The organism is Streptomyces sp. CB02400, assembly GCF_001905725.1.
Classification (GTDB): Bacteria; Actinomycetota; Actinomycetes; order Streptomycetales; family Streptomycetaceae; genus Streptomyces; species Streptomyces atrovirens.
The window spans coordinates 93,825-116,539 of record NZ_LIWB01000015.1; the positions used below are offsets into that span (position 1 = coordinate 93,825).

Annotated in this window: 16 protein-coding genes; 8 read left to right on the forward strand and 8 right to left on the reverse strand. The window is 70.9% G+C overall.

Annotation, left to right across the window (positions count from 1 at the left end; translation table 11 throughout):
• Positions 1-61: 61 nt before the first annotated feature.
• The 4 genes from AMK33_RS29725 to AMK33_RS29740 all read right to left on the reverse strand — a co-directional run bounded on the left by AMK33_RS29725 (position 62) and on the right by AMK33_RS29740 (position 4,467).
• Positions 62-661 (reverse strand): 50S ribosomal protein L25/general stress protein Ctc, encoded by a 600-nt coding sequence (locus tag AMK33_RS29725; protein ID WP_073936072.1) that lies wholly within the window; start codon positions 659-661, stop codon positions 62-64.
• Positions 662-880: 219 nt separating this feature from the next.
• Positions 881-1,861 (reverse strand): ribose-phosphate diphosphokinase, encoded by a 981-nt coding sequence (locus AMK33_RS29730; protein ID WP_073936073.1) that lies wholly within the window; start codon positions 1,859-1,861, stop codon positions 881-883.
• A gap of 88 nt (positions 1,862-1,949) precedes the next feature.
• Positions 1,950-3,395 carry a bifunctional UDP-N-acetylglucosamine diphosphorylase/glucosamine-1-phosphate N-acetyltransferase GlmU gene (gene glmU / locus AMK33_RS29735; RefSeq protein WP_073936074.1) on the reverse strand — a complete coding sequence of 482 codons (1,446 nt, stop codon included), beginning with the start codon at positions 3,393-3,395 and terminating at the stop codon, positions 1,950-1,952.
• A gap of 214 nt (positions 3,396-3,609) precedes the next feature.
• The gene (locus tag AMK33_RS29740) at positions 3,610-4,467 is read right to left on the reverse strand and encodes a hypothetical protein (protein ID WP_073936169.1); all 858 of its coding nucleotides are present in this window, start codon (positions 4,465-4,467) and stop codon (positions 3,610-3,612) included.
• 167 nt (positions 4,468-4,634) lie between these two features.
• Here AMK33_RS29740 and AMK33_RS29745 point away from each other — a divergent pair, with 167 nt between their 5' ends.
• Positions 4,635-5,939 carry a sensor histidine kinase gene (locus tag AMK33_RS29745; RefSeq protein ID WP_073936075.1) on the forward strand — a complete coding sequence of 435 codons (1,305 nt, stop codon included), beginning with the start codon at positions 4,635-4,637 and terminating at the stop codon, positions 5,937-5,939.
• 18 nt (positions 5,940-5,957) lie between these two features.
• Here AMK33_RS29745 and AMK33_RS29750 read toward each other — a convergent pair whose 3' ends face one another.
• Together AMK33_RS29750 and AMK33_RS29755 are read right to left on the reverse strand one after the other, a co-directional pair.
• Entirely contained in the window at positions 5,958-6,452 is a 495-nt protein-coding gene (locus AMK33_RS29750; protein ID WP_073936076.1) for an SUKH-3 domain-containing protein, read from the reverse strand.
• Positions 6,453-6,497: 45 nt separating this feature from the next.
• On the reverse strand, positions 6,498-7,025 hold the full coding sequence (locus AMK33_RS29755) for a YwqJ-related putative deaminase (protein WP_073936170.1): 528 nt from the start codon (positions 7,023-7,025) through the stop codon (positions 6,498-6,500).
• A 355-nt stretch (positions 7,026-7,380) separates the two neighbouring features.
• Between AMK33_RS29755 and AMK33_RS29760 the strand changes: the two genes are divergently transcribed.
• The 3 genes from AMK33_RS29760 to AMK33_RS29770 all read left to right on the forward strand — a co-directional run bounded on the left by AMK33_RS29760 (position 7,381) and on the right by AMK33_RS29770 (position 12,275).
• A complete protein-coding gene (locus AMK33_RS29760; protein WP_073936171.1) occupies positions 7,381-8,370 on the forward strand; it encodes an SMI1/KNR4 family protein in 990 nt (329 codons plus the stop codon).
• Positions 8,371-8,379: 9 nt separating this feature from the next.
• Complete coding sequence (locus AMK33_RS29765; RefSeq protein ID WP_073936077.1) at positions 8,380-11,187, forward strand: SUKH-4 family immunity protein; 2,808 nt, start codon at positions 8,380-8,382, stop codon at positions 11,185-11,187.
• Positions 11,188-11,390: 203 nt separating this feature from the next.
• Entirely contained in the window at positions 11,391-12,275 is an 885-nt protein-coding gene (locus tag AMK33_RS29770) for a cellulose-binding protein (RefSeq protein ID WP_073936078.1), read from the forward strand.
• 46 nt (positions 12,276-12,321) lie between these two features.
• Here AMK33_RS29770 and AMK33_RS29775 read toward each other — a convergent pair whose 3' ends face one another.
• On the reverse strand, positions 12,322-13,815 hold the full coding sequence (locus tag AMK33_RS29775) for an MFS transporter (protein WP_073936079.1): 1,494 nt from the start codon (positions 13,813-13,815) through the stop codon (positions 12,322-12,324).
• A 440-nt stretch (positions 13,816-14,255) separates the two neighbouring features.
• Here AMK33_RS29775 and AMK33_RS29780 point away from each other — a divergent pair, with 440 nt between their 5' ends.
• The 3 genes from AMK33_RS29780 to mfd all read left to right on the forward strand — a co-directional run bounded on the left by AMK33_RS29780 (position 14,256) and on the right by mfd (position 21,483).
• Positions 14,256-15,044 (forward strand): ABC transporter ATP-binding protein, encoded by a 789-nt coding sequence (locus AMK33_RS29780; RefSeq protein ID WP_073936080.1) that lies wholly within the window; start codon positions 14,256-14,258, stop codon positions 15,042-15,044.
• Positions 15,041-17,620 (forward strand): ABC transporter permease, encoded by a 2,580-nt coding sequence (locus AMK33_RS29785; RefSeq protein ID WP_073936081.1) that lies wholly within the window; start codon positions 15,041-15,043, stop codon positions 17,618-17,620. Before AMK33_RS29780 ends, AMK33_RS29785 begins: the two co-directional genes overlap by 4 nt.
• Positions 17,621-17,925: 305 nt before the next feature.
• Positions 17,926-21,483: a transcription-repair coupling factor gene (mfd, locus tag AMK33_RS29790; RefSeq protein ID WP_073936082.1), complete on the forward strand. Its 3,558-nt coding sequence runs from the start codon at positions 17,926-17,928 to the stop codon at positions 21,481-21,483.
• A gap of 95 nt (positions 21,484-21,578) precedes the next feature.
• Here mfd and AMK33_RS29795 read toward each other — a convergent pair whose 3' ends face one another.
• Positions 21,579-21,764, reverse strand: coding sequence for an antitoxin (locus tag AMK33_RS29795; protein WP_073936083.1), 186 nt, complete (start codon positions 21,762-21,764; stop codon positions 21,579-21,581).
• A 163-nt stretch (positions 21,765-21,927) separates the two neighbouring features.
• Here AMK33_RS29795 and AMK33_RS29800 point away from each other — a divergent pair, with 163 nt between their 5' ends.
• Positions 21,928-22,707, forward strand: a complete 780-nt coding sequence (locus AMK33_RS29800; protein ID WP_073936084.1) for an HNH endonuclease family protein — start codon at positions 21,928-21,930, stop codon at positions 22,705-22,707.
• The last annotated feature ends 8 nt before the right edge of the window (positions 22,708-22,715 follow it).

The window sequence follows — 22,715 nt, forward strand, 5'->3', positions numbered from 1 at the left end:
ATACGCGTCGGCCGCTGCCCCGCACGGGAACAGCGGCCGACTAAACGACTCCGAAAGAGGATCAGGCCTCGGCGGCCTCTTCACCCTCGCCCTCGGCACCCTCGGCGGACGCCTCCTCGGCCTGCGCGGCCAGCACCTGGAGGACCACCGCGTCCTCCTCGACGGCCAGCGTCACGCCGTTCGGGAGCTTGACGTCCTTGGCCAGGACGGAGGCACCGGCCTCCAGACCCTCGACGGAGACGCTCACGCTCTCCGGGATGTGCGTGGCCTCGGCCTCGACCGGCAGCGCGGACAGCACGTGCTCCAGCAGGTAGCCACCCGGGGCCAGCTCACCCTCGGTCTGCACCGGGATCTCGACCTGGACCTTCTCGCCGCGCTTCACCAGCAGCAGGTCCACGTGCTCCAGGAAGCCCTTCAGCGGGTCACGCTGCACGGCCTTCGGGATCGCCAGCTCGTTCGACGTGCCGTCGATGTCCAGCGCGATCAGCACGTTCGGCGTACGCAGCGCGAGCAGCAGCTCGTGGCCCGGAAGGGTCAGGTGCAGCGGGTCCGAACCGTGCCCGTACAGCACACCCGGAACCTTGTTGTCACGGCGGATACGGCGCGCGGCACCCTTGCCGAACTCGGTGCGCGTCGCGGCGGAGATCTTCACCTCGGACATGGTCACTCCTCGAAAGTCAGAAACGGACGTGGTCACCCGGCCACGAACGGCCTGCTACGAAGAGCGCGTCGATAACGGACCACCGAACCCGCCTCGTGAAAAGCGGAACGGCCTCCCTCGCCGAGCAACTTGGACAGTCTACTCGGACCAGGAGGCCGCACCCAAAACGATCACCGGGAGAGCCGGTGCAGAACCCTTACTGCACCGGCTCTCACAGCTTTACTGCTCGTCGAACAGGCTCGTCACCGAGCCGTCCCGGAACACCTCACGCGCCGCACGCGCGATCGTCGGCGCGATCGACAACACCTTGATCTTGTCGAGGGACTCGCTCAGCTCACTCGGCGTCGGCAGCGTGTTCGTGAACACGAACTCACTCACCCGCGAGTTCTTCAGCCGGTCCGCCGCCGGACCCGACAGCACACCGTGCGTCGCCGTCACGATCACGTCCTCCGCACCGTGCGCGAACAGCGCGTCCGCCGCGGCGCAGATCGTGCCACCCGTGTCGATCATGTCGTCGACGAGGACGCAGATACGGCCCTTCACGTCACCCACGACCTCGTGCACCGTGACCTGGTTCGCCACGTCCTTGTCCCGGCGCTTGTGCACGATCGCCAGCGGCGCACCCAGCCGGTCGCACCAGCGGTCCGCCACCCGCACACGGCCCGCGTCCGGAGACACCACCGTCAGCTTCTCCCGGTCCACCTTCGCGCCCACGTAGTCCGCGAGGAGCGGCAGCGCGAACAGGTGGTCCACCGGGCCGTCGAAGAAACCCTGGATCTGATCCGTGTGCAGATCCACGGCCAGCAGCCGGTCCGCACCCGCCGTCTTCATCAGGTCCGCGATCAGACGCGCCGAAATCGGTTCACGACCCCGGTGCTTCTTGTCCTGCCGCGCGTAACCGTAGAACGGCACGATCACCGTGATGGACCTGGCCGACGCACGCTTCAACGCGTCGATCATGATCAACTGCTCCATGATCCACTTGTTGATCGGAGCGGTGTGGCTCTGGATCAGGAAACAGTCGGCACCACGAGCCGACTCCTGATACCGCACATAGATCTCACCATTGGCGAAATCGAAGGCCTTCGTCGGGACGACCCCCACATCCAGCTGTTGGGCGACCTCCTCGGCAAGCTCGGGGTGGGCGCGGCCGGAGAAGAACATCATCTTCTTCTCGCCGGTCGTCTTGATCCCGGTCACAGCACAATCTCCTCAGAGGTGTCGCAGCTGATGGCGGTGCGGAAGTGCACTTATCACGGTACGCCCTGTTCGAGAGGGCCGAATCCGGTCAGTCCTCAGCGGCCGGCTCCCGCGAAGCCGCCTCCGCCGCCTTCGCGGCAGCACTCCCCGGACGCTTACGAGCCACCCAACCCTCGATATTCCGCTGCTGGCCGCGGGCCACAGCCAGCGAACCCGGCGGCACGTCCTTCGTGATCACCGACCCGGCAGCCGTGTAAGCACCGTCCCCGATCGTGACAGGCGCCACAAACATGTTGTCCGAACCCGTCTTGCAGTGCGACCCGACCGTCGTGTGATGTTTGTCCTGCCCGTCGTAATTGACGAACACGCTCGCCGCACCGATGTTCGAAAACTCGCCGATCGTCGCATCCCCCACGTACGACAGATGCGGAACCTTCGTCCCCTCACCGATCGACGCGTTCTTCGTCTCCACGTACGTACCGATCTTCGCCCTGCGCGCCAGCCGCGACCCCGGACGCAGATACGCGTACGGCCCCACACTCGCCTCGGGACCCACCTCGGAACCCACCGCCACCGTGTTGTCCACCCGCGCCCCCGCACCCACACGGGTGTCGGTCAGCCGCGAGTTCGGCCCGACCTCACACCCCTCGGCGAGATGCGTGCCCCCGTGCAACTGCGTCCCCGGGTGGACCACCACGTCCTGCTCGAACGTCACGGTGACATCGACCCACGTCGTCGCAGGGTCGACCACGGTGACCCCGGACAGCATGGCGGCGGTCAGCAACCGGTCGTTGAGGATCCGCCGCGCCTCCGAAAGCTGCACCCGGTTGTTGATCCCCGCGATCTCACGGTGATCCCCCGCCACCGACGCACCCACCCGATGCCCCGCCCCACGCAGGATCCCGAGCACGTCCGTCAGATACTCCTCACCCTGACTGTTGTCCGTCCGCACCTTCTTCAACGCATCCGCCAACAACGCCCCGTCGAACGCGAACACACCCGAGTTGATCTCCCGGATCGCCCGCTGCGCGGCGGACGCGTCCTTGTGCTCCACGATCGCCGTGACCGCACCACTGTCGTCCCGCACGATCCGCCCGTAACCGGTCGCGTCCGGCACCTCGGCCGTCAACACCGTCACCGCGTTGCCGTCGGCGGTGTGCGTGGCCGACAACCGCCGCAGCGTCTCACCCGTCAACAACGGGGTGTCACCACACACGACGACCACGGTCCCGTCCACGGAGCCCCCCAGCTCCTCCAACCCCATCCGCACGGCATGCCCCGTACCGTTCTGCTCCGCCTGCACGGCGGTACGCACCTCGGGGGCGACCTCGGCGAGATGCGCGGTCACCTGCTCACGGGCGTGACCCACGACGACGACCAGATTCTCCGGCTGGAGCTCACCGGCCGCGGCGAGCACATGGCCCACCAGGGAACGGCCACAGATGTCGTGCAGGACCTTCGGTGTGGCCGACTTCATACGGGTGCCCTCACCCGCTGCGAGAACGACGACGGCTGCCGGGCGACTGGTGCTCACGGGATGCCCTTCGGCTGTGATGGGGGTGGGGGTGACATCCGCAGGATACCGGGGTGGTTTTGGGAGGACATGAGAGCGGGCCCTGACGGAAATGTCAGGGCCCGGGCACGGCAGCTCCCCCATCAGGATTTGAACCTGAACTTAAGGGACCAAAACCCTCAGTGCTGCCTGATTACACCATGGGGGATGAAACTCGACTAAACCGGACATTCGGTTAGGTCGCCGAGTCGGCACCCAACACTATGCCGTACCAAGAGCCTTCGATGCGACGGTACAGGTCGGCACCCTTCAAGACTTTGATCACCAAGCAGCCTCGGTACGAGTCACCCACGTTCTTCCTCGCTGTCTTGGGGTTGTGTCGCTTGAGTGTGGTCTTGTTGAACGCACTGCGGTCGGCGTGGACGAGTTCGGCCCAGTACTGCTCCGCGCCTGCCACGTCGGCGTTCTCGTGGATCATGACCGTGAATCGGAGACGCTTGCGTTCGACTCCAAGCAGATCGAGCCAAGCCAGAAAGACCTTGATCATGCCGGGATCACTGTTGACGAAGGTGACGTTCTCGCGACGGTCGTACGGCTTGTCCTTGCTGCCTTCCGCCCAGTACAGACCGACGCCCACCAGGAACAGTTCACGTGCCGACAGGCCGCCGATCGCCTGCCTGGCCGCTTCCTTGGTGCGTTGCCGTTCCTCGTCCCGGATGCGCAGCTTCGCCTCCCAGCCTCGACGTGCGATGGCAGCGGCTTCCTCGGGAGTGCGCTTGCGTTCTGGCTTCGGCAGGTCCCGTACCCGCAGCGACACCGAACTCCTGGAGCAGCCCAGCTCGGCCTCGATCTGGTCGTACGTCCAGCCCTGGAGGCGCGGCTCCCGTGCCTTCTCCCGGAGGTCGTCCTTGGCGTTGGGGCGTTTCGTCCAGGCCGGCGGAGGTTCTCCCTTCACCAGCTGGTTGAGGATGTCGTTGTTGTAGATCTTCAGTTCGTCGCGGATCTGGCGGAGGCTGTGGCCTGCCCGTCGCAGCGCCACCGCCTGTTCCCGCAAGCTCTCGAAGTCGGCGTATTTGCCGGGTGCATGTGTCACACGCATACCGTCCGGGCGGAATGGCCGATTCCTGTCTCGAACGATGTCCGATTCAGCAGTTCGAGGGATTTCGGTCCGTATCGCGGCTGATCAGTCACCCTGTGTGGTCTGGCCCGGTCGTGGAAACTCGCCGGAAAAGCGGTCTCGGCCGCCCGTAGGCTGGACGCATGACCACGACGGGGGAAGAGCTGGTGACGGCCCGGGGAGGGCCGTGGTGGTGGGACAGGCGGCGCAGTGCCGTGTTCGATGCGGGCCTCGCGGTGGTGTCCGCGCTGGAGTGCGGGCTGGAGGGGATCTCGTTCGCGCGGGAGGCGGGGGTTCCGGCGGCCGTGGGGGTCGTGTTCGGCGTGCTGGCCGGTTCCGTGCTGCTGGTGCGGAGGCGGTGGCCGATCGCGGTGGTGCTGGTGGCGATCGCGGTGACGCCGGCCGCGATGGGTTTCCTGATGGGCGTCGTCGGTCTGTATTCGCTGGCCGCGTCCGAGGTGCCGCGGCGGATCATCGCGTCGCTGGCCGGGATGCAGTCGGTGGGTGTGCTCATCGTGATGTTCGTGCGGATGCGGCAGAACCTGGCGCGGGGGGACCTGGACGTCGGGGACTGGATCGTGCCGTTCGCGTCGATCACGACGGCGATCGGGGTGACGGCGCCGCCGTTGTTGCTGGGGCTGTACGTGGGGGCGCGGCGGCGGTTGATGGAGAGTCTGCGGGAGCGGGCGGACAGTCTGGAGCGGGAGCTTCAGTTGCTCGCTGAGCGGGCCGAGGAGCGGGCGGAGTGGGCGCGGGGCGAGGAGCGGACGCGGATCGCGCGTGAGATGCACGACGTGGTGGCGCACCGGGTGAGTCTGATGGTGGTGCATGCGGCGGCGTTGCAGGCGGTGGCGCGGAAGGATCCGGAGAAGGCCGTGAAGAACGCCGCTCTGGTGGGGGACATGGGGCGGCAGGCGTTGACGGAGTTGCGGGAGATGCTCGGGGTGCTGCGTTCGGGTGGGGACGGGGGGCAGCGGCGGGAGCGGGCGTCGGTGCCGTTGGCGGCGGTGGGGGTGGCTGCGGCGGCTGCCGCGTCTCGGGCGGTGGACGAGGGGGAGGGGCCGTGTCTGTCGGAGATCGAGGAGTTGGTGGGGCAGTCGGCTGCTGCGGGGATGGTGGTCGATCTGTCGGTGGTGGGGGAGTCGCGGTCGTGTGCGCGGGAGGTGGAGTCGACGGCGTACCGGGTGGTGCAGGAGGCGTTGACGAACGTGCACAAGCATGCGGCGGGTGCGAAGACGTATGTGCGTCTGGCGTACCGGGTGTCGGAGATCGCGATGCAGGTGGAGAACGAGCCGCCGCCGGAGGCGGGGGCGTCGGCGGGGTTGCCGTCGGGCGGTAATGGTCTGGTGGGGATGAAGGAGCGGGTGTCGGCGTTGGGCGGGGTGTTCGTGTCGGGGCCGACGGATGCGGGGGGTTTTCGGGTGTCGGCGGTGATTCCGGCGTCGTAGGCCGGTGGTTTTCCGTGGTCAGCCGGCGGTGAGGCGTGTGGGGCGGATGCCGGAGACGAGGGTGGCGAGGGCGTGGTCGATGTCGGGGCCGAGGTACCAGTCGCCGGTGTGGTCGAGGGCGTAGGTGCGGCCTTGGGTGTCGATGGCGAGGAGTGCCTGGGTGTCGGTTTCGGTGCCGAGGGGGCAGACCTCGGTGTCGAGGGCGCGGCCGAGGTCGCCGAGGGTGCGGGCGAGGTGGAGGCCGTGGAGGGGGTCGAGGTGGAGGGTCGCGGGGGCGACCTGGCGGCCGGGCCCCGTGGGGTTGATGTGGAGTCCGCCGAATTCGGCCCAGGCCTCGACGGCGGCGGGGAAGACGGTGTGGCGGTGTCCGGCCGGTGAGGTGTGGTCGCGGAGGATGTCGGCCCAGATTTCCGCCTGCTTGATGTCCCAGCGTCCGGGTTGCCAGCCGGCGGCGCGTAGTGCGGCGTCGACGGGTACGGCGAAGCGGGTGGTGGAGGTGCGGTCGGTGTGCATCTGCCTTTTGTTCGTCGGGGTCGTGGGTGGTGCGGGGGGCTGGGGTCAGCCGTTGGTGGCGGGGTCGACCATGCGGACGCCGAAGTGGGCGGTGAGGGCGGTGCAGGCGCGGCAGGGGGTGGCGTAGGCGCCGTGGAGGGGGTCGCCGTCCTCGCGGATGCGGCGGGTGGTGAGTTTGGCCTGCTTGAGGGTTTTGCGGGCTTCGCCGTTGGTCATGGGTCTGCGTGCGGCGCGTTTGCTGCGTGCGGCGTCGGCGGTGGTGAGGTGCCGGGAGATGAGGATGGTCTCGGCGCAGCGGCCGGTGAAGCGGTCGCGTTGGTCGCTGGTGAGGGTGTCGAGGAAGTCCTGGACGAGGGGGTGCAGGGCGGGGGGTGTGTCGCCGCGTGCGGCGGTGCCGGTGAGGGTGGTGCCGCGGACGGAGAGGGCGGCGGCGATGGTGGGGAGGATGCCGTCGCGGCGGTGGTGGAGGGTGGGGGTGTGGGGGGTGTCGGTGGTGCTCCAGCCGATGCGGGGGTCGCCGGAGCGAGGGTCGCCGGATGGGCCGGTGTGCGGCCCCGTCTGCGTCACGTTCATGATCATCATCCCCTCCCGAGCATCCCCCCGGAGGTCACAGAGTGCCAAATGGCGTGGCTGATGTGGAAGCTGGGTCGGGGTGACACGCCCGGGTTTGGGCGGGCTGTCACGGGAGGGTGACGGCTGGTCACGGAAGCGGAAGGGCTGATGACCGGTGCCGGTGACCGGTGGAGTCGTACCGCATAGGCTGTCGGCACCGCGATCCATGCGGTGTTCCGCGCGGTGGTGTGTGCGGGCGCCGTGGGGGTCGTGGCGGTAAGTAGTCGAGACAACAGACGTGAGAGTCGAATACGTTCCGTAGTGGTCCGAAGGTGGGCGGTGCGGGGCGTACAGAGTGCCGCAGGGGGCAACCGCCATGACGACAGGTCGGCTCGGGCAGGAAGCCGTGCCGCCGAACGCGGCCTATGCCGGGCAGGTCGTGCACTTCCCGGATCCGGTGCGGGCGGCCCGTCACCCGAGAGGGGTGCGGGTGGACGAGCGTGGTTACCCCGATTTCTCGCCCTACGCGCGTGCGGCCGCGGAGGTGGCGGAGCCGCCGGAGGGTTTCGGCGTGGACGAGTTGCGGCTGACGGATTACGTGTCGGCGAACGCGGCGCTGGCGGCGAGCGGCCATGAGTTGTGGGACACGGTGCCGGCGGTGGCGACGCCGCACGGCTGGACGTGGCACCACGTGGTGGGGTCGCGGCGGCTGGAGCTGGTGCCGGTCGAGGTGAAGGCGCTGCTGCGGCATCACGGTGGGGTGGTGACGTCGGCGGTGGACCATGACAAGCGGGGTACGCGGCCGTTGCAGGAGACGCGTCCGGCGCATTTCGGGCTGCCGAAGTCGGGTGTGGCGGTGACGGAGTCGCAGGTGCTGGGGGTCGAGGAGGATCTCGGGTACCGGCTGCCGGGTGCGTACCGGTCGTTCCTGAAGGCGGCGGGTGGTTGCGCGCCGGTGGGGACGGCGTTGGACGCGGGGCTGGGGCTGCTGGTGGACCAGCCGTTCTTCACGGTGCGGGACGAGGCGGCGGTCAATGACCTCGTGTACGTCAACAAGTGTCTGCGGGATCATCTGACCAAGGACTATCTGTGCGTCGGTTTCGTGCAGGGTGGTCTGCTGGCCGTGAAGGTGCGGGGTGAGCGGCAGGGTTCGGTGTGGTTCTGCGCGTACGACGACGCGCGGGACGTGGACCCGTCGTGGTCGCCGGCCGAGCGGGTGGAGCGGCTGCTGTTGTCGTGCGGGGACGACTTCGACGTGTTCCTGTCCCGGCTGGCGGGGTCTCCGCCGGAGCTGGATACGGTGGCGAATCTGATGGTGGACGGCGGGTTCGCGCGTGCCGTTCCGGTTTCTTCCGCGGGGGAGTGAGCTTCGGCGATGGTGACGTTCGCGCAGGCGCAGGAGCGCGCGGAGGAGTGGGTCAACGGGGATGTGCCGTCGTATCAGCATCGTGAGGTGCGGGTGCGGGAGTTCGGCCTCGGGTTCGTGGTGTGGGCGGAGGACCGTGCGGACGGGCCCCGTTCGGACGGTGGTGCGCAGCGGCTGGTGATCGCCCGCGACAGTGGTGAGGCGACGCTGTGGCCGGCGCTGCCGGTGGGTGAGGTGATCCGCCGGTACGAGGAGGAGTACGGCCGTGACGATTCGGCGCCCGAGCCGGTGCCGGCGCCTGCGGCGCGGGTGGATCTGAACCAGACGTCGTTCTTGCTGAGTCCGCCGGAGTGGTTGCAGGAGGCGGCGGACCGGCTGGGGATTCCGGATCGGCGGGGGGAGGGGTCGGGGTCGCCCGCGGGGTCGGCTTCGGGTTCGTCCGTGGGGTCGGCTTCGGGTCCGGGTGCGGACTCGTCCGCGGGTCCGGCACCGGGCTCGGTTCCGGGTTCCGGTTCGTCCGCGGTTTCGGATTCGGTCTCCGCTTCGGGGTCGTCTGCGGCTCCGGATGCGAGTTGGGCTTCGGGCGCCGGTGGTGCGGCTTCGGCCTCGTCCGCGGGTTCCGCTCCGGGTCCGGCGGGCGCGGCTGCCGGTCCTTCGGGAGCGGGTTCCGGCGCGGGGGATTCGGTGCCGGGTGCGGCTGCCGGTGCGGGGGATTCCGTGCCGGGTGCGGCTGCCGGTGCGGGGAGCGGTGCCGCGTGGCCCGCCGCCGGGGGGAGCGCGGGGTCCGGTGGGCCGGTCGGGGCGACTCCGTGGGCCGGTACGGACACCAACGCCGATGCCGGTGAGGACCGTTCCGTTCCGCTGCCGGAGACCGTGTTCGCGCCGCAGTTGAGCGAGTCCGGTGACGGCACTCCGCCCGCGACCCCGCCGGAGGCGATGACGGCGCTGATGTCGGGCGGCAGCGGGCTTCCGCCGACGGCCGTCGCGCCGGCGATCCAGGATCCCGGTGCGCCGCAGGGGGTGCCGGGTACGCCGCCGCCCGCGCAGGGTGGTGCGCCGTACGGCTCTCCGCAGGGGCCCGGCGGTGTGCCCACGCCTCCGTCGGCCGGTGTGCCCACGCCTCCGTCGGCCGGTCCGGGTGCGCCGGAGCGTCCGCTCGCGCCGAACGCCGGGGACATCGCGGACGCCGCGACCAGCAAGGCGGCTCCGCCTCCGCGGCGCGGCCCGGGTGTGACGACCCCGCCTCCGCCGGGTGCCCCGGGGACTCCGGGTGCGCGTCCGGGCGGTACGCCCACGCCGCCGTCCGCTCCGGCGGGCGGGTACGTACCGACGCAGATGGTGTCGTCGCTCGGCCTCGACGGGCCGGGGACGCCGGGTGGTTCGACCCCGCCGCCGGGGACGCCGGCCCCGCCTCCGCCGCCCGGTGGTGCCCACCATGCGGCGACGATGCTCGCCGGTCCGGGAGGCCCCGGTGCGCCCCAGCCTCCCGGCCCGCCCGGCCCGCCCGGCGCGCCCGGTGCTCCTGGTGCGCCCCAGCCTCCCGGCCCTCCTGCCGCTCCGGGTGCTCCCGGCGCTCCGCAGCCTCCGGGTCCGCCCGGTACTGCCGGGGGCGGGCGCGGGACCGTGCATCACGCGGAGACCGTGCTGGCCGCGCCGCCGGTGGCGGGGCCCGGTGCGCCGCCGCCCCCGGCGCCCCCGGCGCCCCCGGGGATGCCCGGCGGTGCTCCGCCGATGCCGCCCGGCGGGATGCCGCCCGCCGGGATGCCTCCCGGTACGCCGCCGCCCGGTGTTCCGGTGCCGGGGCGGCCGCCGGCGTACGGCTATCCGCAGCCGCCCGCCGGTCAGCCGACCGTCGGCCCCGGCTACCAGGCCGTGCTGCGCTACCGCGCGCAGGACGGCAGCGAGCAGCAGCTGATCCGGCGTTCGGCGCCGGGTACGCCGCACCCGGAGTGGCAGATCTTCCACGAGCTGCGTGCCATGAACGTGCCGCCGGACCAGGTGCTGGAGCTGCACACCGAGCTGGAGTCGTGCGAGCTGCCGGGCGCGTACTGCGCGCGGATGATCCGTGAGCAGTGGCCGCAGGCGCGGATCACGTCCATCGCCCCGTACGGCACGGATCATGCGAGCCGGCAGCAGGGCATGGGGCAACTACTGGCCCATCAGGGTGAGTTGCATCAGGTAGCGGACGGTCCGGCGCGTCCCGCGCCGGTGCGTGCGCCGATTCCGCCGGTGCAGCCGGCGCCGCCGGTTCCGCCGGAGGCCGTCGCGCAGGAGCTGGCGGGGGCGTTCGGGCCGGGGTTGTTCCGGTTCGAGCAGGCGGCGGTGTCCCGGCAGGGTGTGCCGCCGGTCGTGGCGCACACCCTGGTGGTGGCGGGGCTGCCGCTGGACATGGGTCCGTTCTTCTGGGCGCAGGCGCAGCCGGGCCGTCCGGTGCCGACGCTGGCGGAGCTGGCGGCGGAGCGGGGTGTGCAGCCGGCTTCGGACGCGGGCTCGTACCTGGTGATGGGCAGTGACTTCGGCAAGGCGATCTGTGTGCAGTACGGCACGGCGAACATCGTCGCGGTGCCGGTGGAGTCCGGGCCGGGCGGTGCGCCGGTTCCGCCGCAGTTCGTGAACACCGGTCTGCCGGAGTTCGCGCGCTGTCTGGCGCTGCTGGGCCGGATGTGGCGGCTGCGGTTCGGGCTGAACCAGGAGCAGGCGGGCCGCTGGACGGTGGACTTCCAGGCGCAGTTGGCCGCGCTGGACCCGGCGGCGCTGGGTTCGCCGGAGAGCTGGTGGTCGGTGCTGCTGGAGCAGATGTGGGACGGGTTGTTGTGATCCGTCACGGTTGAACCCCGTGTGACGCGAGGAGCCGGGCCCGGTCGTCAGGACGACCGGGCCCGGCTTTTGCGTGCCCTCCTCGCGGAGTGTCGCGTTATGAACACTTCCGTGTCATCCACCAAGATGTGCGCGATTCATACCATTTCGTGCTCGGTCTTTCGTGCTGGGTTTCGGGTCCGTCGGTGGAGAGGGGTTCCAGGGTGAGCAGCGCATCGGTGTCGTCGCAGGGCTTCGAGGTCGTACGGGGGCGTGGCTACCGTCCTTTGCAGGTGATCGCGTACGTCGAGGGCCTCTCGGATCATCGTGACGCCGCCTGGGAGCGAGCCGCGCGGCTCACCGTCCTGGCCCGGGAGATGGAGGAGGAGCTGGGGCTGCTGCGGGTGCGGGTGGCGGGGCTGGCGCCGCAGACGTACGAGTCGCTGGGGGAGAGCGCGCGGCGGCTGTTCGGGCTGGCAGGGGAGGAGGCGGCGGCAGTGCGGGAGTCGGCGCGGCAGTACGCGCGGGACGTGACGGACCTGGCGGAGGACGACGCGACCGGCGTGCGGGAGGCCGCGCGGGCGCACGCCGAGACCGTACGCGCCGAGGCCGACGAGTACGCCGGGGAGGTGCTGCTGGCGGCCCGCGCGGAGGCCGACCGGGTCCGGACCGAGGCCCGGCTGGAGGTGAAGGAGCGGCGCGCGGAGACGTTGGCGGTGCTGCGGGAGATGCGGGAGCGCACCTCCGGGATGCTCGCCGAGGCGGCCGGGGAGCAGGCGGAGCGGCTGGACGCGGTGGAGCGTGAGGAGGGGGCGCGGGTGGCCGCGCTGGAGGCCCGGCACGCCGAGGCGGAGGAGCGTGCCGAGCGTGCGCTGGCCGAGGCGCGGCAGGTCTTCGCCGACGCGGAGGAGTCGGCGCGGCGCCGCGCGGAGGAGGCGCGGGAGCGGGCGGCGGAGCTGCTCGCCGGGGCGCGCGTCCGCGCGGAGGGCGTCGCGCGGGAGACCGAGCGGGTGCTGCGCGAGCACGCCGGCAGGCGGGAGGACGTACAGGCGCAGCTCGACCAGGTGTGCGCCGGTCTCAGCGCGCTGACGGGCCGGGCGGTGGAGTGAGCCGGCGCCGGGGTCTTCCGCGCGGCCGGTGCGGGAGGGGGTGTTCTCAGTCCTTGAGCACCGGGAACGTGCGGGGTGCGAGGAGCAGCAGGACCAGGAACGCAAGTGCCGCCGCGCACGCCGCGCCGAGGTAGACGGCGTGCACGGCGTCCGCGATGGCCCGGCGGGTCGTCTCGGGGACGGTGCCCGCGTCCAGGGCGCGGGTGACGGAGTCCAGGTCGTTCGCGCCGCCCAGGCGTGCGGCCAGGACGCTGTTGGCGACCGCGCCGAAGAGGGCCGCGCCGACGGTCTGGCCGGTCTGCCGGCAGAAGAGGATCGACCCGGTCGCCGTGCCGCGTTCCTCCCACCCCACCGACGACTGCACCCCGATGATCAGGGGCAGCTGGAACAGGCCGAGAGCCGCGCCCAGCAGCAGCATCAGCAGGGTCGGCTGCCACGCCCGGCCGGGGTAGGGCAGGAAGGGGAACGCGAAGAGGACGAGCGCGGCCGTGCCGATGCCGAGCATCGCGGTGCTGCGGAAGCCGATGCGGCGGTACACGTGCTGGCTGAGGGCGGCCGACACCGGCCAGGTCAGCGTCCATACGGAGAGGACGAATCCGGCGGCGACCGGGGTGAGGCCGAGGACGGACTGGGCGTAAGTGGGCAGGAAGACCGTGGGGGCCACCATCAGCAGGCCCAGGGCGCCGAGGGCCAGGTTGACGGCGGCGATCGTACGGCGGCGCCACACCCAGCCGGGAATGATCGGCTCCGCCGCGCGGTGTTCCACCACGACCACGACCGCCAGGAGGGCGGCTCCCGCCGCGAACAGGGCGAGCGACGGGGCGGACAGCCACGGCCAGGCGACGCCGCCCTGCACGAGCGCGGTGAGGAGGACGCCACCGCAGGCGAAGATCGCGACCGCGCCCGCCCGGTCCACGCGCGCGTGGCGGCCGTTCTCCCGCCGTGGTTCGTGGAGGTGACGGACGATCAGCCACAACGCCACCGTGCCGACGGGCAGGTTGACGAGGAAGATCCAGCGCCAGTCGGCGTAGGAGGCGAGCAGTCCGCCGAGGCCGGGGCCGGCCACCGCGGAGACCGCCCACACGGTGGAGAGGCGGGCCTGGATCTTCGGGCGTTCCTCCAGCGGGTACAGGTCGGCGGCGAGGGTCTGCACCGTGCCCTGGAGCGCGCCGCCGCCCAGGCCCTGCACGATGCGGAACGCGATGAGCGCGGCCATGTTCCAGGCCGCGGCGCACAGCAGCGAGCCCAGCAGGAACAGCGCGGCGCCCGCGACGAGGACCGGTTTGCGGCCGAAGGTGTCGGAGAGCTTGCCGTAGACGGGGAGGGTGACCGTCACGGCCAGCAGGTAGCCGGAGAAGAGCCAGGAGAAGTAGGAGAAGCCGCCCAGGTCGCCGACGATCTGCGGGACGGCCGTGGCCACGATGGTGGAGTCGAGTGCCGCCAGGGCCATCGCGAGCATCAGCGCGGCGACGACGGCTCCGCGCCGCCCGGTCGCGGCGGGCCGCCCGCTGTCGCGTGTCACCGGTCTGGTGCCGTCCACCCGGAATTCCTCCCTCACGGTTGATTGCCCCTTGCACCTGTCCGCCGCCGCACAGCTTCGCACTTGACCCTCACGTCGCGGGAGGGCGGAGGCTGTATGAGCCTGCGGGCGGAGCCGACCCTGAGACGGTGTCCACCCGCCGGAGGAGAGCCCTTAGGGGTACCTCCGTACTACGGGTCGGGGAGGGTTCGTACCGACGGAGGACGAGACGGGGCGGGGGACGTCCTTAACCTGGCTTTACGCCGCTGGGGGGTGGCGCACCGCACCGGCGGGGGTGGGGTTTTCCTCAGTACAAGACTGCGCTGAACACCAGGGCGCGGGGCCCCTGCCGGCCGCCAGACTGAATCACGTCGCACGAACACGCACGAAGCGGCCGCCGGACACGACGGGCGGGCGCCGGAACACCGCTTTCATCTGCTGACCGACATAGGAGACTTACCGTGACATCGGCTGTGACCATTCCCAGGCACGGGGGCACTGGAGGGCGTACGGCCGTTGCCGCGCGGGCGCGGCAGGTCGTGAAGGCGTACGGGTCGGGGGAGACCCGTGTCGTCGCCCTCGACCACGTCGACGTGGACATCGCCCGCGGCCAGTTCACCGCGATCATGGGCCCCTCGGGGTCCGGCAAGTCCACGCTGATGCACTGCCTCGCCGGGCTCGACACCGTGACGTCCGGGCAGATCTACCTGGACGAGACCGAGATCACCGGCCTGAAGGACAAGAAGCTCACGCGGCTGCGCCGGGACCGGATCGGTTTCATCTTCCAGGCGTTCAACCTGCTGCCGACGCTGAACGCGATCGAGAACATCACGCTGCCCATGGACATCGCCGGCCGCAAGCCCGACCAGGGGTGGCTGGACCGGGTGGTGGAGACCGTCGGGCTCGCGGAGCGGCTCAAGCACCGGCCGACGCAGCTCTCCGGCGGCCAGCAGCAGCGGGTCGCGGTGGCGCGGGCGCTGGCGGCCCGGCCGGAGATCATCTTCGGTGACGAGCCGACCGGGAACCTCGACTCCCGCGCCGGCGCCGAGGTGCTCGGCTTCCTGCGCCGCTCGGTGGACGAGCTGGGCCAGACCATCGTGATGGTCACCCACGATCCCGTGGCCGCCTCCTACGCGGACCGGGTGCTGTACCTCGCCGACGGCCGCATCGTCGACGAGATGCACCAGCCGACGGCCGATCAGGTCCTGGACCGCATGAAGGACTTCGACGCCCGGGGGCGTACGTCATGACCGTCCTGAAGACCTCCATGCGCAACTTCTTCGCGCACAAGGGGCGGATGGCGCTGTCCGCGGTGGCGGTGCTGCTGTCCGTGGCGTTCGTGTGCGGCACGCTGGTGTTCACGGACACCATGAACACGACGTTCGACAAGCTGTTCGCGGCCACCTCCTCGGACGTCACGGTGAGCGCCAAGGGCGCCTCCGACAGCGGTGAGACGACCGCGGACAACGGCAAGCCGCCGGTGATACCGGCCTCCGTGGTCGACGAGGTCAAGGGCGCGGACGGCGTGAAGTCGGCCGAGGGCACGGTGTTCTCCACCTCGGTGACCGTCGTCGACGGCGACAAGGACAACCTCTCGCCGACCAGCGGCGGCCCGACCATCGTCGGAAGCTGGAACGGCAACGACGCCCGCACCATGGAGATCACCGAGGGTGCGGCGCCCAAGGGCGCGGACCAGATCATGGTCGACGCCGACACCGCCGACAAGCACGACCTGAAGCTCGGCGACGAGATCGGCGTGATCAGCGTGGTCGGCACGCTCACCGCGAAGGTCTCCGGCATCGCCGACTTCACGGTCACCAACCCCGGTGCGGCGATCTTCTACCTGGACACGAAGACCGCGCAGCAGGCCCTGGTCGGCGAGAGCGGCGTCTACACCAACGTCAACGTGACCGCCGCGTCCGGCGTCAGCGACGCGCAGCTGAAGAAGAACGTCGCGGCCGAGCTCGGCGGCGCCTACAAGGTGCAGACCGCCGAGGAGACCGCGGAGGCCAACCAGAAGGACGTCGAGGGCTTCATGAACGTCATGAAGTACGCGATGCTCGGCTTCGCCGGGATCGCCTTCCTCGTCGGCATCTTCCTGATCATCAACACCTTCTCCATGCTGGTCGCCCAGCGCACCCGGGAGATCGGCCTGATGCGGGCGATCGGCTCGTCCCGCAAGCAGGTCAACCGTTCGGTGCTGGTCGAGGCGCTGCTGCTCGGCGTCTTCGGTTCGGTCCTCGGGGTCGGCGCGGGCGTCGGACTCGCGGTCGGGCTGATGAAGCTCATGGGCATGATGGGCATGGAGCTGTCCACGGACGACCTCACGGTGGCCTGGACGACCCCCGCGCTCGGACTGCTCCTCGGCGTGGTCGTCACGGTCCTCGCCGCCTACCTGCCCGCCCGGCGGGCCGGGAAGATCTCCCCGATGGCCGCGCTGCGCGACGCCGGCACCCCGGCGGACGCCAGGGCCGGCTGGATACGCGGCGGGATCGGCCTGGTCCTCACCGGCACCGGCGGCTTCGCCCTGTACCTGGCGGGCAGTGCGGACAAGGCGACGGACGGCTCGATGTGGCTGGGCCTGGGCGTGGTGCTGTCCCTGATCGGCTTCGTCGTCATCGGTCCGGTGCTGGCGAGCGGTGTGGTGCGGGTCCTCGGCGCGATCCTGCTGCGGGCCTTCGGCCCCGTGGGCCGCATGGCCGAGCGCAACGCCCTGCGCAACCCGCGCCGTACCGGTGCGACGGGCGCCGCGCTGATGATCGGTCTCGCGCTGGTGGCGTGCCTGTCCGTGGTCGGCTCCTCCATGGTGGCGTCCGCCACCGACGAGCTCGACAAGGCCGTCGGCACGGACTTCATCATCCAGTCAGACAACGGCCAGTTGATCACCCCGCAGGCCGTCGAGGCCGTGAAGGCGTCACCCGAGGTGGACCGGGTCACCGAGTACAAGTGGACCGAGGCCGACTTCACCACGCCCGACGGCAAGACGCTGAAGGACACGGCGATCACGGCGGCCGACCCGACGTACGCGACCGACCTGCGGATCGAGACGGTCGCCGGGGAGCTCGGCGACGCCTACCGGCCCGACTCGATGTCCGTCCACGAGGACTTCGCGAAGGACCACGGCATCAAGCTCGGCTCGGAGATCGAGATCGCGTTCAAGGACGGCGAGACGGGCACGCTGACGGTCCGGGCGATCACCAGCAGTGAGGCCGTCATCGACGCGGGCGCGATGTACACGTCCATCGACACCCTCGCCACGTACGTGCCGGCCGACAAGATGCCGCTGGACATGCTGCTCTTCGCCTCGGCGAAGGACGGGCAGACCGACGCCGCGTACACGGCGCTGAAGGACGCGCTGCACGACTACCCGCAGTACACGGTGCGTGACCAGACCGACTACAAGGAGGCGCTGAAGGACCAGATCGGCCAGCTGCTGAACATGATCTACGGTCTGCTGGCCCTGGCGATCGTCGTCGCGGTCCTCGGTGTGGTGAACACCCTCGCCCTGTCGGTGGTGGAGCGCACCCGGGAGATCGGCCTGATGCGGGCCATCGGCCTCTCGCGCCGGCAGCTGCGCCGCATGATCCGCATGGAGTCGGTCGTGATCGCCCTCTTCGGTGCCCTGCTGGGCCTGGGCCTGGGCATGGGCTGGGGCGCCACCGCGCAGCAGCTCCTCGCCCTGGAGGGCCTGAAGGTCCTCGACATCCCGTGGCCGACGATCATCGGCGTGTTCATCGGCTCGGCCTTCGTGGGCCTGTTCGCCGCCCTGGTCCCGGCCTTCCGCGCCGGCCGCATGAACGTCCTGAACGCCATCGCCACCGACTAGCCACCGCATACGGGGGTTGCGGGGGAAACACCCGGCGCCGGAAAGTCCTTGGGGGACTTTCCGGCGCCGGGCGCGTCCGACCAGCCCGTCTGGGGGAGTTTGAGGACGAGGCCCGTCCAGGGCCGAACGGGGGTCCAGGGGGCGGGAGCCCCCTGGAGGCCGGGCACCGACACCGCCCACCGGTCAGCGGACGTTGTCCACAGCCCAGGCACCGGGGTTGTCCAGCGACGTACGCTGGACAACCCCGGCCCGCCGCGCGCGTCGGGCCCGACGTGTTGCACACCCCCGGACGGAAAGCGCCCCGAATGAGCCTGCACGGTCTGCTCGACGCCGTAGTCAAGGACACCGCCCTCGCGGAAGCGATCGCGGCCGCCGCGGACGGCAACCGCATGCACGTCGACCTGGTCGGCCCGCCCGCGGCCCGCCCCTTCACCGTCGCCGCCCTGGCCCGCGACACCGGCCGCCCCGTACTGGCGGTGACGGCCACGGGACGCGAGGCGGAGGACCTGGCCGCGGCCCTGCGCTCCCTGCTCCCGCCCGAGGGCGTCGTGGAGTACCCGTCGTGGGAGACGCTGCCGCACGAGCGGCTCAGCCCCCGCAGCGACACCGTCGGCCGCCGCCTCGCCGTACTGCGCCGCCTGGCCCACCCCCGCCCCGACGACCCCGAGACCGGCCCGGTCTCCGTCGTCGTCGCGCCCGTACGCTCCGTGCTCCAGCCGCAGGTCAAGGGCCTGGGCGACCTGGAGCCGGTGTCTTTGCGGACCGGTCAGAGCGCCGACCTGAACGAGACCGTCGAAGCCCTCGCCGCCGCCGCGTACGCGCGCGTGGAACTGGTCGAGAAGCGCGGCGAGTTCGCCGTACGGGGCGGCATCCTCGACGTGTTCCCGCCCACCGAGGAACACCCCCTGCGGGTGGAGTTCTGGGGTGACGACGTCGAGGAGATCCGCTACTTCAAGGTCGCCGACCAGCGCTCCCTGGAGGTCGCCGAGCACGGCCTGTGGGCCTCGCCCTGCCGCGAGCTGCTGCTCACCGAGGACGTGCGGGAGCGTGCGCGGGTCCTCGCCGAGCAGCATCCGGAGCTGGGGGAGCTGCTCGGGAAGATCGCCGAGGGGATCGCGGTGGAGGGCATGGAGTCCCTCGCCCCCGTCCTCGTCGACGACATGGAGCTGCTGCTGGACGTGCTGCCCAAGGGCGCCATGGCCGTCGTCTGCGACCCGGAGCGGGTGCGGACCCGGGCCGCCGACCTGGTGGCCACGAGTCAGGAGTTCCTGCAGGCGTCCTGGGCGGCCACCGCCGGTGGCGGCGAGGCCCCCATCGACGTCGGCGCCGCCTCCCTGTGGTCCATCGCGGACATCCGCGACCGGGCCCGCGAGCTGGACATGATGTGGTGGTCGGTGTCGCCGTTCGCCGCGGACGAGGAGCTGACGGAGACATATGCCGCTGACGCGGCGGGGGACACGCTCAAGCTCGGCATGCACGCCCCCGAGACCTACCGCGGCGACACCGCGCGGGCGCTGGCCGACACCAAGGGCTGGCTCGCCGACGGCTGGCGCACGGTGTTCGTCACCGAGGGCCACGGTCCGGCCGCCCGCACGGTCGAGGTGCTCGGCGGCGAGGGCATCGCCGCCCGCCTCGACACGGACCTCGGCGAGATCACCCCGTCCGTCGTGCACGTCGCCTGCGGCTGCATCGACCACGGCTTCGTCGACCCGGCGCTCGGACTCGCCGTGCTCACCGAGACCGACCTGACCGGCCAGAAGGCATCCGGCCGCGAGGGCGCCCGGATGCCGGCCCGGCGCCGCAAGACCATCGACCCGCTCACCCTGGAGCCGGGTGACCACATCGTCCACGAGCAGCACGGCGTGGGCCGCTACATCGAGATGGTGCAGCGCACCGTGCAGGGCGCCACCCGCGAGTACCTGGTCGTGGAGTACGCCCCCGCCAAGCGCGGCCAGCCCGGCGACCGGCTCTACATCCCCACCGACCAGCTGGAGCAGATCACCAAGTACGTCGGCGGCGAGGCCCCCACCCTGCACCGCCTGGGCGGCGCGGACTGGACCAAGACCAAGGCGCGCGCCAAGAAGGCGGTCAAGGAGATCGCCGCCGACCTGATCAAGCTCTACAGCGCCCGCATGGCCGCCCCCGGCCACGCCTTCGGCGCCGACTCGCCCTGGCAGCGCGAGCTGGAGGACGCCTTCCCGTACGCGGAGACCCCCGACCAGCTCACCACCATCGCCGAGGTCAAGGAGGACATGGAGAAGTCGGTCCCCATGGACCGCCTGATCTGCGGCGACGTCGGCTATGGCAAGACCGAGATCGCGGTCCGGGCCGCGTTCAAGGCCGTACAGGACGGCAAGCAGGTCGCCGTGCTCGTCCCCACCACGCTGCTGGTGCAGCAGCACTTCGGGACGTTCAGCGAGCGGTACGCGCAGTTCCCGGTGAACGTGCGGGCGCTGTCCCGCTTCCAGACCGACACCGAGTCGAAGGCGACCATGGAGGGCCTGCGGGAGGGCTCGGTGGACGTCGTCATCGGCACCCACCGGCTGTTCTCCTCCGAGACCAGGTTCAAGGACCTCGGCCTGGTCATCGTCGACGAGGAACAGCGCTTCGGCGTCGAGCACAAGGAGCAGCTGAAGAAGCTGCGCGCCAACGTCGACGTGCTGACCATGTCCGCCACGCCGATCCCGCGCACCCTGGAGATGGCGGTCACCGGCATCCGCGAGATGTCGACGATCACCACCCCGCCGGAGGAGCGGCACCCGGTGCTGACGTTCGTCGGCCCGTACGAGCAGAAGCAGATCGGCGCCGCGATCCGCCGCGAGCTGCTGCGCGAGGGCCAGGTCTTCTACATCCACAACCGGGTCGAGTCCATCGACCGCGCGGCGGCCCGGCTGCGCGAGATCGTGCCCGAGGCGCGCATCGCCACCGCCCACGGCCAGATGTCGGAGTCGGCGCTGGAGCAGGTCGTCGTCGATTTCTGGGAGAAGAAGTTCGACGTGCTGGTGTCGACGACGATCGTCGAGTCCGGCATCGACATCTCCAACGCCAACACCCTGATCGTCGAGCGCGGCGACAACTTCGGCCTCAGCCAGCTCCACCAGCTGCGCGGCCGGGTGGGACGAGGACGGGAGCGCGGGTACGCCTACTTCCTGTACCCGCCGGAGAAGCCGCTGACGGAGACCGCGCACGAGCGGCTCGCGACGATCGCCCAGCACACCGAGATGGGTGCGGGCATGTACGTGGCGATGAAGGACCTGGAGATCCGCGGCGCCGGCAACCTGCTCGGCGGCGAGCAGTCCGGGCACATCGCGGGCGTCGGCTTCGACCTGTACGTGCGGATGGTCGGCGAGGCGGTCGCGGACTACCGGCGGCAGCTGGAGACCGGCGAGATCGAGGAGGAGCCGCCGCTCGAGGTGAAGATCGAGCTGCCCGTCGACGCGCACGTCCCGCACGACTACGCGCCCGGCGAGCGGCTGCGCCTCCAGGCGTACCGGGCGATCGCCTCCGCGAACTCGGAGGACGACATCAAGGCCGTGCGCGAGGAACTCGTCGACCGCTACGGCAAGCTGCCGGAGCCGGTGGAGAACCTGCTGCTGGTGGCGGGGCTGCGGATGCTGGCCCGTGCGTGCGGCGTCGGCGAGATCGTGCTCCAGGGCAACAACATCCGCTTCGCGCCGGTGGAGTTGCGCGAGTCCCAGGAACTGCGCCTGAAGCGCCTGTACCCCGGCACGGTCATCAAGGCGGCCGCGCACCAGGTGCTGGTCCCGCGCCCGAAGACCGCGAAGGTGGGCGGCAAGCCGCTGGTCGGGCGGGACCTGCTGGGCTGGGTCGGGGAGTTCCTGACGTCGGTCCTGGGGTCCTGACGCCGGGCCCGGGTTTCCGACGGGTCAGCGGCGCGGACGGGGAGCCGTCCACGGCGTGAGGTCGCCGTGGACGGCCCTGACGGGTGCGCGAGGCCTTACGGCTGGTCGGGACGGTCGCGGTCCATGCCGAGCCGGCGTTCGGCCTGCTGCTGCCCGGTGTCGATCTGCTGCTCGTACTTGCCGCCGGTCCTCTCGTTCATCTTCCGTTCCGCGGTGTCCGAGGCCTGCTTGGCCTTGTCGCGTGCCGCCTTGTTGCTCTTGAACTTGTCGAGGATGCCCATGCGGGAGCTCCTTCCGGAGGGGACTCAGAACCGACGATACGCGCGCTTTGCGACGAATGCCCGTGTAACGCCGGATTGGTCTGGACCTCTCACCCGTTACGGTGAGATCCGGCACGATCCGCCCCCGTCAGGGCAGGAGTCAGATGAGCGAAGGAGGGGCGCGGTGACGCGGAACGAGGGATGGGGCATACGGGCCCGGAGCGCGGGCCCGGCGGTGATCGCCGCGGTGGCTCTCCTCGCCGGCTGCGAGGGAATCCAGGACGTGGAACCCCCGGCCGGTGACGGAAGCGGGAGCGCCGCCTCCGACGGACGCGCCGTCAGTCCGCTGGACAACCCCGAGGGCACCGGACCGGGCCTCGCGCCCGTGACCGGCGAGTCGGACCGGGCCGAGGCCGTCGACCTCATCGCGAAGGTGACGACCAAGGGCCGCGGACCGAAGACGGGCTACGACCGCGACGAGTTCGGCTACGCCTGGATGGACACGGCGGACGGAGTGCCGCTCGCGAGGAACGGCTGCGACACCCGCAACGACCTGCTGCGACGCGACGGCCAGGACGTGCGTTTCCGCTCCGGGTCCGACTGCGTGGTGGTCGCCATGACCCTGGCCGACCCGTACACCGGCACGACCATCGAGTGGCGCAAGCAGGAGGCCGCCGAGGTCCAGATCGACCACGTGGTGCCGCTGTCCTACAGCTGGCAGATGGGTTCGTCGCGCTGGTCGGAGAGCAAGCGCGAGCAACTCGCCAACGACCCGCTCAACCTGATCCCGGTCGACGGCGGCGCCAACTCGGCCAAGAGCGATTCCGGGCCCGCGACCTGGCTGCCGCCCGACAAGCGGGTCCGGTGCGCGTACGCGGTCCGCTTCGCCCAGGTCGCCGTCGAGTACGAGATGCCGGTGACGCCGGCCGACAAGCGCATGATGCTCGAGCAGTGCGGCGGCTGAGCGGTCCG